The organism is Nostoc sp. ATCC 53789, from assembly GCF_009873495.1.
GTDB classification, from domain to species: domain Bacteria; phylum Cyanobacteriota; class Cyanobacteriia; order Cyanobacteriales; family Nostocaceae; genus Nostoc; species Nostoc muscorum_A.
On sequence record NZ_CP046703.1, the window covers coordinates 5,322,303 to 5,336,031 of the forward strand.

Here is a 13,729-nt window from a genome sequence, read left to right on the forward strand (position 1 = left end):
AAACAGGGGCATCGCTATTATTTAAATAGCTCAACCACTGTCGGCTTAGTAACTTTCCCCATCGCATTGCGCGGTAATTCTTCAACTATCAAAATTTGGGTTGGCACTTTATAAACAGCCAATCGCTCTTTTGCCCAACTTCTAAAAGATTCTAATGTTAAAGGTTGTGACCCTTGCAATACTAACGCCGCACAAACCCGTTCGCCCCACTCTATATCTGCAACCCCCACCACGGCACATTCCTGAATATTTGGATGCGATCGCAATACTTCTTCAATTTCCAAAGCTGAAACTTTATAGCCTCCGGTTTTGATAATATCCACACTCATCCGCCCCAAAATGCGGTAGCTACCGTTCTCAATGACGGCGGTATCTCCAGTACAGAACCAGCCATCTTGAAAGGCTTTGGCAGTTGCTTCGGGGTTTTGCCAATATTCAAGAAACACTCCGGGGCCTTTAACTTGGATCTCTCCTGGTGTTCCTGTTGGGACTAATCCGTTCTCATCAACTAATCTCACTTCAACTTCAGGTAGAGGCTTTCCTACATATCCAGCCAACCGTTCACCGTGTAAAGGGTTCGATAGCGCCATACCGATTTCAGTCATCCCATACCGCTCAAGCAGAAAATGGCCGCTAATATTTTGCCACTTTTCTAAAACTTGAACCGGTAATGCTGCCGAACCGGAAACCATCAGGCGCATCTTAGCACAGCCTTCTGACATGGTTTTTTGACGTTCTTTAGAGGCATTTTCCCAAGCGGTAATGAGCTTTACATAAATCGTTGGTACTGCCATAAATAAGGTTAAGTTACCGTCACAAATTCGCCTCCAAACAGTTTCGGTATCAAATTTGCTCAATAAATGGCACTCTGCACCTGCCCATAAAGCACAAGTGAGTACGTTAATAATTCCATGAATATGATGTAGTGGCAGTATATGTAAAATGCGATCGCTAGATGTCCATTCCCAAGCGGTGATTAAGCTAGTCACTTGCGCTTGAATATTTTGATGAGTAGTAACTACACCCTTAGGTTTACCTGTTGTACCGCTAGTGTAGAGAATTAAGGCGCGTCTAGTAATATCTACCTCTGGGAGACGAGCAATATTAGATGGAAGCGTTTCTGAGGTGAGGATAAATCGCAAATTGTGTTCTTCGGCGAGCGATGCCTGCGGCGGTAAACTACGCAGTATACCCTCAAAATTAGGATGAGCAACAATAATCGATGCTCCAGAATTGGTAATTACATACTCCAATTCTGGGCGCGGATGGGAAACACACAGAGGTACAGCTATTCCACCAGCACGCCAAATCCCCCATTGAGTAGCTACATACTCAAATCCAGGTGGGATGAGGAAGGCGACTCGCTCCTCTTGTAAATCTTCTGTATTCTGAAGAAGACTTGTTGCTATTTGACTGGAAGTGTGGAGCAAATCCCGATAGGTAAATGATCCATCTGTTGTAGTGATAGCTATTTTCTCGCTGTGTTCTTCAGCACGAATAATCAATGGGAGATTCACGTTTATTTACCGATTTAGGGTTAATCCAGTCTACTTAACAGAAAGCATATAGCAAAGCCAAACGAGATGTAAATTTTACTATTCCAGTAATAGTCTATAACTTGATAGATGCTATAACCAACGTTGTTTTTTAGCATAAGCAATACTACAAATCACAATTAAGATCATTACGCCGATTACAGCAGGATAAGCCCAAGGTTGCTCTAATTCCGGCATATATTTGAAGTTCATACCATAGAAACCAGACATGAACGTAATTGGTAAGAATACGGTCGAGAGGATAGTTAGGCGATTAATTCGTTCACCTGTTTTACTAGCAATATTATCACGTTGAATTTCCATTAATTCTGACATCCAGGCTCTTATAGCTTGATATTCTTGCCAGAGTTTATCAACGTGATGAACCAATTCTTGATTGAATAGTTCTTTCACTGGCTGGCCGATCCACTGGAAATCTTCATTATCCATAATAGCCATAAGTAATTTGATGCTTTGAAAATTACGCCGTCCTGAACGAGTAGATTGCCTCATCGTGGCAATTTTTTGATACGTTGATTCATCACCAGAATTATCTAAAACTTCATCTTCTAAATCATCAAGTTTTCTAGAAATATAAGTAAATACAGCTTCGTAATTATTCAAAATATCTTTAAAGATTAAATAGAAAAGATAGTCAATTCCTAGCTTTTGAATATCCAGAGTTCGTTTTTGGAGATTATTAGCTAGAACACTTAAGATTTTTAGTTCAGTGATTTCAAAAGATATAATAAAATTATTTCCAACGACAATGTTGCCACGCACAACCTCAAACTCATTATTTTTTATTTGAGCAGTTAGAATTTCATAGCTATCAAATAAACAATCTTCTACGTCTTCATCAATTCCTAGAGGGGAATGGTTGAAAATCATGTTAACACGAGATGGATTGAGTCCAAAGTGCTTGATAATTTTAGCCGTTCCAGTGCGATCGCGGAACTGAACACAGCGTAACCAAATATTCTGAGAAGCATCAATTCTTTTCAGCACCGTATCGACATCCCTATGAGTGAATATTTCCAGGTTATCTGGATAAAAAGTGAGGAGAATTAGCATATAGCCATCCTAATTGAACCGTGAAAAAATGCGGTGACTCATGTTGAGCGATAATTTAGTTGACTTACTCTGGAGGATTAAAAACGAACCGCAAAGGACACAAAGGGAAGAGGATTTAAAAGGGTTTTTGCATCAGTGGCTTATATTTTGCCAAATTGGGACGCTCTCTGGTGTTAGTGATATTTTACCTCGGAATATCCCCCCAACCCATTAAAAAGTAGGGCTTAAAAAGCAGCGAATTAAGCCCCATTAAGGAGGATAAAGTCTTAACCTAAGCGGATTAAGACATATTGGGCTGATAGTATAAAAAGTATCATCATCAAATGATCTAACTGTATTGAGTCATAGCTCAGTTTTTTTCCATTTTTCCCGATTTAGGACGAGAAGCTTTCGCTGGTGCGGAATTATTTTGCAGAATTGCAATTTCTCTCTGTGCATCTTGATAACTATCTTTTTCGCCTTGCTGCTGGAACAGTTTTGCAGCTTTTTTAAAATCTGCGATCGCTCCCTGTTTATTTTTCTGCTTGGTGCGAATCACACCCCGATTATAGTAGGCTAAGGCATTGTTAGCATTAATTGCGATCGCTTGTGAATAATCTTGATTGGCAGCTTTTTTATTTCCCAGTTCAAGATAAGCGTTACCACGATTGTTGTAAGCTGCTATATTATTAGGATCTAGTTTCAGAGCTTCGCTGTAATCTTCAATAGCGCCTTTATAATCTCCGAAAGAAAAGCGGTGAATACCTCTGTGAATATAAGCGGCAATAAATTTAGGGTCAATCTGTAAAATAGTATTGTAATCTTCAGTAGCTTCGACTTTATTTCCCAGATCGCTGAAAACATCACCTCGATTAAGATATGCTTCTATATATTTTGGATTAATGTTAATGGCATCAGTGTAATCTTTAAGGGCTGCATATTTTTGTTTATTAATAGATTGAGTTAAAGCCCTTTGATAATAAGCTTTGGCATCACTAGGATTAATCTTAATTACTGTATCAAAATCTTCGATTGCCCCTTGCTTGAGTCTGAGGCGACGGCGGATAATCCCTCGTTGTAAATAGGCTTCAGTATACTGAGGCTTGAGGGCGATCGCTTTACTAAAATCTCCAATTGCCCCTTTATTATCTTTCAATTGAACACGGGTTAAGCCTCGCCCATAGTAAGCATAAGCATCATCAGAGTTTAACTTAATCGCTTGGGTATAGTCTGCGATCGCTTCTTTGTATTTGCCTAATTCCGAAAAAGCAAATCCTCGGTCAAAATAGGCATTACCATCTTGAGGATTGAGTAAAATGGCCTGACTAGAATCTGCTTGCGCTTGCTCATAGTCTCCTAATCGATAATAAGCATCGCCTCGCTTATTATAAGCTAAAGAATTTTTCGGATCTAATTCAATCACGTGATTGAAATCTTTAACTGCTCCTTCATAATTTCCTGCATCATATTTATCTAGCCCTTCTTGATATAATTCTTTTTGAGCATTACTGATAGGTTTTGGCGAATTTAAAAACCGCACTCCTACACCAAGTATGATTAAGCCAGCTATCCCAGCCAAAACTATTAATAATTTTTTAGCCGACTGTTTTTGCGGAACTTCAACATCTGTTAACTTTTTCAGGTCATCTAAAACTTCGGTTGCATACTGGTAGCGCTTCCGATAGTCCAAACGCACCATTTTATTGATAATTTTTACTAGCTTTTTGCTGATTTTTATATTTTTGTTATACCAAAGTATTTCACCAGTCAGGCGATTTTTTTGATTTTGCAAATTAGATATTTCGTTTGCAGGTAAACCTAAAATTGCTGCGATCGCAACCATACCTAAAGCATATATATCACTGTTATATTTAACGTTGCCGTTAACTTGTTCTATAGGCATATATTGGATATTTTCAGCGTTATTAGTTATGGCTTCATTAAAATTACTAAAATCAACCAACACTAATTTTTTATCTGACTCTCTGCGAATAATATTTGCTGGTTTAATATTCCGGTGAATAACACCTAAGCTATGTACAATCACCAAAATCTCTAATATCTCTGATAAAAGATAAATTATTTGGTCTTCCCTCAGAGTTTGTCCCTGGATAATTTCCTCAGTAAAAGGATTACCAGGGATGAATTCTTGAACTATATAGAATTCTTCGTTTTCTTCAAAATAAGCAATTAGCTTCTGAATTTGGTCGTATTCCTGCCCTAGTTTTTCTAAAGTTTCTGCTTTACTGGCAAACAAGCGAGGCAGGATAGTTAAAGCTTGAGAATTGCCGCTAGGACTACGTAACTGCTTGACGACAAATTGGCTCTCAGGAAGAATCGCATCTTCAACTAGATAGGTTTTTGCCTTTTCCCCATCATTCAGAACTTTCAGTATTAGGTAACGGCCATCTAGTAAATGAATAGGCATCAATATCAATATAGTCTTATAAATTGTTTGATTATAGCTTACGTGTTATTACTGGTAACTATTTTTTTGAAAAAATATTTAGTTAAAACAAATCAATGCCATTGTGGCAGGTAAAAGTATTAATTACTAGCTAATGCTGCATATTGCTAGTAATATTTTTTTTTATTAAAAGAATGTTATTGATTTAGTACGGTTATATATTAACAGACTTAAGTAAAATTTGTGAGTTCAACGAGGCTTGGGAAAAAAAGTTAATCCATAGGGGAGGGATATTTTGATTGGGACTATTCAGCAATGCCACTCATGACAGATAATCCTCAAATAGGGTAAAAAAATAGCAGTTTTAATTATGTATAACCCCATATAACATATAAGAAATCCAAAATGAACGTATTTGGGCGAAAAAAAGCCTTGGTAGCTACTGCGAAGCGTCAATTTCTCAAGGCGCTCAATGACCGCGACATTGCTGCGATTAATAGCTTAGTTGTAGATTTACAAAGCATTTTGAGAGCGGAAAAGTTAACTGATTTGATTGTTAATGAGGTAATGGTTGAATGCGATGCTGACAGCCACAGTTGGTTTTGTCAAATTTTTCTTGGACAAGCCCAATATGAACAGATGGAGGGAAAAGCTCAAAGTAACGTCTTTAAAATTCTAGTGAGTAAAGGTTTGGAACCGGGCAAAGACTTTAGCTCTGGGCGCGATCGCAATATTATTATAGGCGATCGCGCCAAGCAAGTCTTACTTAGCGAACTGCCCCAGGAGCATCAGGCAGCATTTGAGGCACAGTTAGAATCCTCGCTAGTTTTAGATCCAGTTACCACCATCGAACAGCAGTTAGGTTGTGCATTTTTTACCAATTTGACTGAGATTGCCATTCAACAAATGGAGTTACTGAGTAATTCTCAAGCAGCTGCTTATCTAGGAGTGCTGTTGGCTGGATTAGTATCGCGTCATCCTCAACTTAAAGATGCGGACTTTCCCACACGATTTATTGTCAATGCTCTCCAAGGATTGTCGCAAGAACGAGCAATGGCAATTTTGAACGATCCAGAGACAAATCCCCAGTTCGATGAAATGATTATTTTTGGGCATTTATTAGCAGCAATGGGAGATAAAGAATATCACCGCATTGCTGAAGAAGAGGGTGGTATAAGTCTTGAACAACTTAAAAAACTTGATTTAGTTTGGTGTGGTGAACGTCGGCTTTCAGAAATGGTAGCCATGATGGAAAAATGGCATTTCAAAGATAGATAATCAGCAATTTAAAATTCAAACTTTAGTTCTATGCTGGCACGACAACTTTCTCACTACCAGCTAGTCCAAAAGCGGCATGAATGGCTTGCAAAGCTTTAACACCTTGCTCTTGTGCTACGACACAACTAATTTTTATTTCTGAGGTCGCAATCATTTGAATATTAATTTGGTGTTGGGCTAGCGCCTCAAACATTTTGGCAGCAACACCTGGTTGTCCTACCATACCTGCACCAACAATACTCACTTTAGCGATCGCACTATCTAAAACAACTTCGCCCCATCCTAACTCTGCCGCTACTTGGGTAAGCATTTTTTTGGCACTTTCCCCGTCTATCCGCGAGACTGTAAAAGCAATATCTCTCCTGGGAACACCATCAATCACCCGACAGCGCTGAGATTGAATAATCATGTCAACGCTGATATTGTGTTGCGCTAATAATCCAAATAACTTCGCCGCCATCCCCGGACGATCTGGTAATTGGCGAATAGCGAGACGCGCTTGATTCAAATCTAAAGCAACACCGCGAACGGGAGGACAATTGGGCAGGGGGGCGGAGGGGCACAGGGGCACAGGGGAATCTATACATGCACTCTCCCCTGCTCCCCTGCTCCCCTGCTCCCCTGCCTCTATTTCAAAGGCGGTGCGGAGTGCGGTGACGGCGCGATCGCATTCGGCGGCGTTGACTACGCAACTTACTTTCACTTCGCTGGTGGAAATCATTTGAATATTCACGCCAGCTTCAGCTAAGGTAGCGAACATTTTTGCAGCCACACCGGGACGGCCAATCATTCCTGCGCCTGCGATACTGACTTTGGCAATGTTATGTTCTAGCATTACCTCGGCTTCATCAGATTTGGGGTTAGATGGATTTCTCAGGGCTGGGGCGATCGCTGCTGCTACTGCTTCTGCCCGTTTTAAGATTGGGGTGGTGACAGTAAAGGCAATGTCATTACTGTTACCTTCATGAATAGACTGAATAATCAAATCTACATCTACTTTTTGTCGGGAAATTTCGCCAAATAACCTGGCTGCTACACCGGGTTTATCAGGTACGCGCAACAATGCTACTTTTGCTTGGTCAGTGTCAAATTCTACAGCATCCACCGGACGGGCAATTTCTAGATTGATTAGCGATCGCCCTTGGGGTTTGGCTGATGTCACCCAAGTACCTGGTTGATCCGTCCAGCTAGACCTAACGACAAGGGGAACACCATAGTTACGAGCAATTTCTACAGCACGGGGATGCAGCACTTTTGCACCCAAGCTAGCTAGTTCCAACATTTCATCGCAGGTGATGTCATCCATCAATTGGGCTTCGGCAACTAAGCGGGGGTCTGTAGTTAGAATCCCTGGAACATCTGTATAAATCTCACAAAAGTTAGCTCGTAATGCGGCTGCGATCGCTACCGCCGAAGTGTCAGAACCACCGCGCCCCAAAGTTGTAATTTCCATCTCCCCAGCGTTGGATGTGCCTTGGAACCCTGCTACAACAACTACTTTACCTGCATTTATGTGGCGACAGAGGCGAGTAGTGTCAATATGCAAAATTCGAGCGCGGCTGTGTTCAGCTTCGGTAACAATTCCTACCTGAGCGCCAGTCATGGAAATTGCTGGTTGTCCGAGTTCCTGCAAAGCCATGCTGAGTAAGGCGATGGTTACTTGTTCGCCTGTGGAAAGCAGCATATCCATTTCCCGGCGGTTAGGATTGGAAGAAATTTCATTAGCTAGTTTGACGAGTCCATCGGTGGTTTTGCCCATTGCCGAAACCACTACTACCAGAGAGTTTCCAGCTTGGACAGTTTTATAAACACGCTGTGCGACAGCTTGAATGCGTTCCACTGAACCGACAGATGTACCACCGTATTTCTGAACTATGAGCGCCATAACTTTTATGTAATCAATTGTGTCTGTTTTGCTCAATGCCTCCGCCGGGTTAGGAAGCCTTGAAGATATTAATAGATATTTAGTTTACTAAAAATTGTGTAGCATACCCAATCATGAGTTGATTATTCAAAAACCACATCTTCGTAAAGTGCTGCCATTGTTTCCTCAAAATCCACGCTGTTGAGTCTAAATGATTGATGTTCTGCTGTATAGGATTGTAAAACCCACAACCCTTGCTCATTGCGTCGAAAACACTCAACTCGCTGACGTTTTGTATTAATTAAAACATACTCTTGCAGACTTTCCAGTGTTTGATAATCGGCGAATTTATCACCTCGGTCAAATGCTTCGGTAGAATTAGATAAAACTTCGACAATTAAACAGGGAAATCTTTTATAACCTGGCGTTTCTTGATCTCGTTGATCGCAAGTAACCATCACATCGGGATAATAAAAGCGATTCAGAGATTCGATTCGGGCTTTCATGTCAGCGATGTAAACACGACAACCAGAGCCGCGCACATGATTACGGAGGAGAGATGCCAGGTTAAGAGCAATGGTGACGTGTGGATCAAGCGCTCCAGCCATTGCATAGATGTAGCCGTCTATATATTCATGCTTGATATTGCTCTGTTCCTCCATTTGGAGGTATTCTTCAACAGTGAGGTAGTTTTGTTGGGGCGAGGCTATCATATTTTAAAGGTTTTATTGTGCCGATTTACTTGTGGCGATGCGTTAGGTGCAGTAGACTTTATAATCAAGTAAGGAACTTATGTAAGGAACGTGGATAATGGCTAGTGCTACCATCACCACTAAAGGGCAAGTAACTATTCCTAAAGAAATTAGGGATTATCTTAACCTTGATACAGGTAGTAAGGTTGATTTTGTCATTGATGAAAATGGAATAGTTAAATTAATTCCCCTGAATATCTCTATCAAAAGTTTATCAGGGATTTTACACCGTCCGGGCATGAAAAGCGCAACTTTAGAAGAAATGGAAACTGCAATTAAAGAAGGCTCAAGTGATTGGACTTGATACAAATATTTTAGTGCGCTACTTGACAAAAGATGATGAAAAGCAGTGGGAGCAAGCTGCTGAAATTATCGAAGGGGGAGAGCAATGTTTTGTTGCTAATATAGTTATTTGTGAATTGGTTTGGGTTTTACGGAGTAATACTTATCAATTTAGTAGGGAAGAAATTAGTAACACTATAGAATTAATGGTGCAATGTTCGGTATTTGAGCTAGAAAATCGCTCTTTAGTTTATCAAGCATTACAAAGATTTAAGCAGGGAAGTGCAGATTCTTCTGATTATTTAATTGGGGCGATTGCTCAAGATTATGGTTGTAGTTCAACTGTGACATTTGACAGAAAGTTGAGAAGCGAAAGGGGATTTGATTTATTTGAGTAATCCTAAATTTTAATTAACATTGCTGTGTTTGATGAGATTTAAAAGAGCAATCGCTTATTGATTTACACTTTGTAGTTAAAAATTAGGTAATAAACCTGCTTGTTTGCATATTTCATTAGCAGTAATACGATCAATGGTACGATGCCGTTTTACAGGAAGAGTTTTTATCTCATTAGTATAAATTGAATGATTTCCTCCTTCCCTTAATAAATAAAAGCCATTTTGCTCTAAGTATTTAATTAGCTCTTTTCGTTTGACTGACACACTCAAACCTCTATAGGAATTTGTTCGAGCAAAAAACCACCTGTGGGAATTTCTTTATTTTGTTGGCGATAGGCAAGAATCATTTGTTTGGTTGCATCTTGTAACATAGCCCTGCATTCTTCTAAGGTTTCTCCTTCTGTAATGACTTCTTGCCATTCAATGAGTTGTCCCATATATCCGCTATCAGTTTTTGTATATTTTGCAGTGTATGTAATTAACATTTCTGTGTTCGTCAGGATAATTATATGATTGATCGTAGCTGATTTTTTATTGCGGGGGCTGCATCTCTCTATCATTCACAACTGCATAAGTGCGTAGGCATAGCCCGTCGTAGACATCGCCAGCTTTCGGCTCAATGATATACCGAAATGAATGTGTGAATTACTCAAATGAATAAGCAAACTGGAGTTTGAATAAGTAAAAGCTGCTTTTGCTTGCGGAAAACACCAAAATGAGTAAGCAAACTGGGGTTTGAGTAAGTAAAAGCTTATTTTGCTTGCGGAAAACACCAAAATGAGTAAGCAAACTGGGGTTTGAATAAGTAAAAGCTTATTTTGCTTGCGGAAAACACTAAAATGAGTAAGCAAACTGGGGTTTGAGAAAGTAAAAGCTGCTTTTGAGAAAGTAAAAGCTCATTTTGAGTAAGTTGAATGGCATTTTTACTTAGTTCAATATGAATTTTAGTCTAGGCGATACCTTCGGTGAGCTTCGCTAACGCACTTTTCAGTTTTCTCACGGTACGCTTTGCACAAAACTAGCTTATTCTGGATTTGGGGGAAGGCGATCGCGCAAATATGCTAAATTTTCACGTACAGTAACAGTATTAGGATGATTTGCACCTAACCGTTGCTCAAAAATATCTAATGCTTGGATGTAAAGGGGTTCGGCTTCGCTGTATCTGTCTTGGGAGTCGTAGACAAACGCTAGGTTGTTGAGACTAAGTGCGACAGATGGATGTTCTTCACCCAGCAACTTCCGCCTGAGTGCCAAAGCTTGGATGAAAAGGGGTTCGGCTTCGCTGTATCTGCCTTGGGAGTCGTAGAGTGCCGCTAGGTTGTTGAGACTAAGTGCGACAGATGGATGTTCTTCACCCAGCAGCTTGCGCGTGAGTGCCAAAGCTTGGATGTAAAGGGGTTCGGCTTCGCTGTATCTGCCTTGGGAGTCGTAGAGTGCCGCTAGGTTGTTGAGACTAAGTGCGACATCTGGATGTTCTTCACCCAGCAGCTTGCGCGTGAGTACCAAAGCTTGGATGTAAAGGGGTTCGGCTTCGCTGTATCTGCCTTGGGAGTCGTAGAGTGCCGCTAGGTTGTTGAGACTAGCTGCGACATCTGGATGTTCTTCACCCAGCAGCTTGCGCCTGAGTGCCAAAGCTTGGATGTAAAGGGGTTCAGCTTCGCTGTATCTGCCTTGGGAGTAGTAGAGAAACGCTAGGTTGTTGAGACTAGCTGCGACATCTGGATGTTCTTCACCCAGCAGCTTGCGGTAGAGTGCCAAAGCTTGGATATAAAGGGGTTCAGCTTCGCTGTATCTGCCTTGGAAGTAGTAGAGTGCCGCTAGGTTGTTGAGACTAGCTGCGACATCTGGATGTTCTTCACCCAGCAGCTTGCGCCTGAGTGCCAAAGCTTGGATGTAAAGGGGTTCAGCTTCGCTGTATCTGCCTTGGGAACGGTAGAGTGCCGCTAGGTTGTTGAGACTAAGTGCGACATCTGGATGTTCTTCACCCAGCAGCTTGCGCCTGAGTGCCAAAGCTTGGATGAAAAGGGGTTCGGCTTCGCTGTATCTGCCTTGGGAGTCGTAGAGTGCCGCTAGGTTGTTGAGACTAAGTGCGACAGATGGACGTTCTTCACCCAGCAGCTTGCGCGTGAGTGCCAAAGCTTGGATGTAAAGGGGTTCGGCTTCGCTGTATCTGCCTTGGGAGTCGTAGAGTGCCGCTAGGTTGTTGAGACTAAGTGCGACATCTGGATGTTCTTCACCCAAGCGCTTTTTAGTGACTTCTAAACACTGCTCATACCAAGGTAAAGCTTGGTTATATAAACCTTGAGCATCATAAAATCTAGCGTTGCCGATAAAAGACCAGGGTAAATCATCATCGCTGACGTATTGAATGAGATTCTTCGCTACTTCAGCTATATGAGGAATGGCGGAAGAAACGGCGGTGATTTGCTTAAGGATGGACGATTGAGGAATATCTTGGGCAACTGCTACCATTACCCGACAAAGCGATCGCTTTAATTCCTCTGCCTGTTCTAAACCTGTAAGCTTATATTGAAAAAACTCCCGTAGCAGTGGATGTAGTTGATAGATTCCCTCACCTTTGCGCTGGAGTAAATGCAAATTCAACAACTTATCATCGCGAATATCTTCTAAATCTTTGGCATCTTCTTCTGGTAAACACTGTTCCACCAACTTCCAAGGTATAGGTGCAGCTGCAAATAAACTCAATAAACAGCCCAATTGTTTATCACTGTCTTCTAATTCTTGCCAGCTCAACTCAAAGGCTGCTAACACACCTCGTTGTGCTGTCATATCAGCTTCCGACTTAGATTTAGAGAGGGAACGCTCATCTAGTCGCTTGTTCTCCAACCGCCGCAACATTTCTGCTAAAGATAAATCCTGTTTCCGCGCCAGATAGCGCCCGACTAATTCCACACCTAAAGGTAAATATCCCAGCCACTCACACAACTGATTTGCTAAAGCTAATTCTTTTTCAATTCGCTCTGGTGTTTCTTTGAGTAAAGACTTTAATAACTCCAGCGCCGCCTCTGGTTGCAGCACATCCAAAGATAACTGTGCAATGCGTCCTAACTTTTGCCGCGTAGTCATCAGCACTTTAAACCGAGAAGGTAGCGACTGTAAGTAAGGCTTGACTTGCTCGTAATCGCTGACATCATCCAACACTAGCAGTACATCACCTTCACGCCAACGCCGCCAACAATATTGCACTTGGGCGAGTATGTCAAAATCTTCTGGCGGCTTTAAGTCAAGCTGCGTTCTGACAAACTGCACAACTTGAATGCCCACATCCCCAGTTTTTGGTAGCAACCAGCAAAGACCACCGTTATATGTTTCGCGGTGCTGGATCGCATATTGTAAGGCGAGTTCTGTTTTACCAACTCCACCCATCCCAGCTATTGCTGCGATCGCAACTTGTTTATTATCCTGCAAAAGTTGGTGAAGTTTTTGCAATTCTTCCTCACGTCCAACAAATTTCTCTACCCCACTCAGGGGCAAATTTTGCGGTATTTCAGTCGGGGGATTTAACTTTACCCGTTCCCCTTCGGGCGGCTGTAGTCAGAAATTAAAGGTTTGATTGCGGTTGTCATTAGCAACATTCCCGACATTCCCGCCATAATTTTTATCAACTGTATTCGTAAAATTCTGGATAATAGAAGGTTGAGATTTAACAGTATCCGCCACCGCCTCAACAGCTTGAGCAATTTCAGGGTCTTTTTTTGCCGCTTCTTCTACCTGCTCAACCAAAGAAGCTTGACCATAATCTAGCGGTTGTGTTTGAGCCAGTTCTATAGCATTCGCCGTATTAGGTGCTTTACGTTTCAGCAGTAAGAATAATTTACCGCCTTGTTCTAAAACCTTTTCACCCAGGACTTCACCAGTTTTTTCAAAGGCTTTGGTGATGACCAAGGTTGCGATCGCAGATGCTGTCAGCGATACTGGCTCCATAAGTTTGCCAAAATATACGAAATTTTACTTATGGTTCTCAGTCTAACAGCCTCTAAACACGTAATGCAGAGCAAATAGTCAACTTAGAGCCAAGGCGAATGGAATTCGCGGCTACACAAACAAAGTCCGCCTCCGCGGACTAAGGAAAATTGAGGATTTGAAACCCACGGAGGTGGGTTTTGTATTTCGACTCCGCTCAACACAAGTCTGTGTAG

The 13,729-nt window shown here is 41.5% G+C and carries 12 protein-coding genes; 3 read left to right on the plus strand and 9 right to left on the minus strand.

Features of this window, described 5'->3' with window-relative positions:
- Nucleotides 1-17: 17 nt before the first annotated feature.
- The 3 genes from GJB62_RS22145 to GJB62_RS22155 form a co-directional block, all read right to left on the minus strand.
- Nucleotides 18-1,517 carry an acyl-CoA synthetase gene (locus GJB62_RS22145; protein WP_114083913.1) on the minus strand — a complete coding sequence of 500 codons (1,500 nt, stop codon included), beginning with the start codon at nucleotides 1,515-1,517 and terminating at the stop codon, nucleotides 18-20.
- A 111-nt stretch (nucleotides 1,518-1,628) separates the two neighbouring features.
- A complete protein-coding gene (locus GJB62_RS22150) occupies nucleotides 1,629-2,609 on the minus strand; it encodes a CorA family divalent cation transporter (protein WP_114083912.1) in 981 nt (326 codons plus the stop codon).
- 349 nt (nucleotides 2,610-2,958) lie between these two features.
- Nucleotides 2,959-5,016: a tetratricopeptide repeat protein gene (locus GJB62_RS22155; protein WP_114083911.1), complete on the minus strand. Its 2,058-nt coding sequence runs from the start codon at nucleotides 5,014-5,016 to the stop codon at nucleotides 2,959-2,961.
- A gap of 384 nt (nucleotides 5,017-5,400) precedes the next feature.
- On the opposite strand from GJB62_RS22155, the gene GJB62_RS22160 reads away from it, so the two are divergent.
- Nucleotides 5,401-6,273, plus strand: coding sequence for a hypothetical protein (locus GJB62_RS22160; protein WP_114083910.1), 873 nt, complete (start codon nucleotides 5,401-5,403; stop codon nucleotides 6,271-6,273).
- 28 nt (nucleotides 6,274-6,301) lie between these two features.
- Here GJB62_RS22160 and GJB62_RS22165 read toward each other — a convergent pair whose 3' ends face one another.
- Together GJB62_RS22165 and GJB62_RS22170 are read right to left on the minus strand one after the other, a co-directional pair.
- Entirely contained in the window at nucleotides 6,302-8,158 is a 1,857-nt protein-coding gene (locus GJB62_RS22165; RefSeq protein ID WP_114083909.1) for an aspartate kinase, read from the minus strand.
- 122 nt (nucleotides 8,159-8,280) lie between these two features.
- Entirely contained in the window at nucleotides 8,281-8,850 is a 570-nt protein-coding gene (locus GJB62_RS22170; protein WP_114083908.1) for a Uma2 family endonuclease, read from the minus strand.
- Between the two features lie 97 nt (nucleotides 8,851-8,947).
- Here GJB62_RS22170 and GJB62_RS22175 point away from each other — a divergent pair, with 97 nt between their 5' ends.
- A complete protein-coding gene (locus GJB62_RS22175; RefSeq protein ID WP_114083907.1) occupies nucleotides 8,948-9,193 on the plus strand; it encodes an AbrB/MazE/SpoVT family DNA-binding domain-containing protein in 246 nt (81 codons plus the stop codon).
- A complete protein-coding gene (locus GJB62_RS22180; protein ID WP_114083906.1) occupies nucleotides 9,180-9,569 on the plus strand; it encodes a type II toxin-antitoxin system VapC family toxin in 390 nt (129 codons plus the stop codon). The genes GJB62_RS22175 and GJB62_RS22180 overlap by 14 nt, the downstream gene beginning before the upstream one ends.
- A 75-nt stretch (nucleotides 9,570-9,644) precedes the next feature.
- Here GJB62_RS22180 and GJB62_RS22185 read toward each other — a convergent pair whose 3' ends face one another.
- From GJB62_RS22185 to GJB62_RS22200, 4 genes are all read right to left on the minus strand, one after another.
- Entirely contained in the window at nucleotides 9,645-9,833 is a 189-nt protein-coding gene (locus tag GJB62_RS22185) for a type II toxin-antitoxin system HicA family toxin (RefSeq protein ID WP_041565576.1), read from the minus strand.
- 2 nt (nucleotides 9,834-9,835) lie between these two features.
- Nucleotides 9,836-10,054, minus strand: coding sequence for a type II toxin-antitoxin system HicB family antitoxin (locus GJB62_RS22190; RefSeq protein ID WP_114083927.1), 219 nt, complete (start codon nucleotides 10,052-10,054; stop codon nucleotides 9,836-9,838).
- Between the two features lie 538 nt (nucleotides 10,055-10,592).
- Nucleotides 10,593-13,064, minus strand: coding sequence for a tetratricopeptide repeat protein (locus tag GJB62_RS22195; RefSeq protein ID WP_159402545.1), 2,472 nt, complete (start codon nucleotides 13,062-13,064; stop codon nucleotides 10,593-10,595).
- Nucleotides 13,065-13,124: 60 nt separating this feature from the next.
- On the minus strand, nucleotides 13,125-13,514 hold the full coding sequence (locus GJB62_RS22200; protein WP_181852899.1) for a hypothetical protein: 390 nt from the start codon (nucleotides 13,512-13,514) through the stop codon (nucleotides 13,125-13,127).
- Nucleotides 13,515-13,729 lie beyond the last annotated feature (215 nt).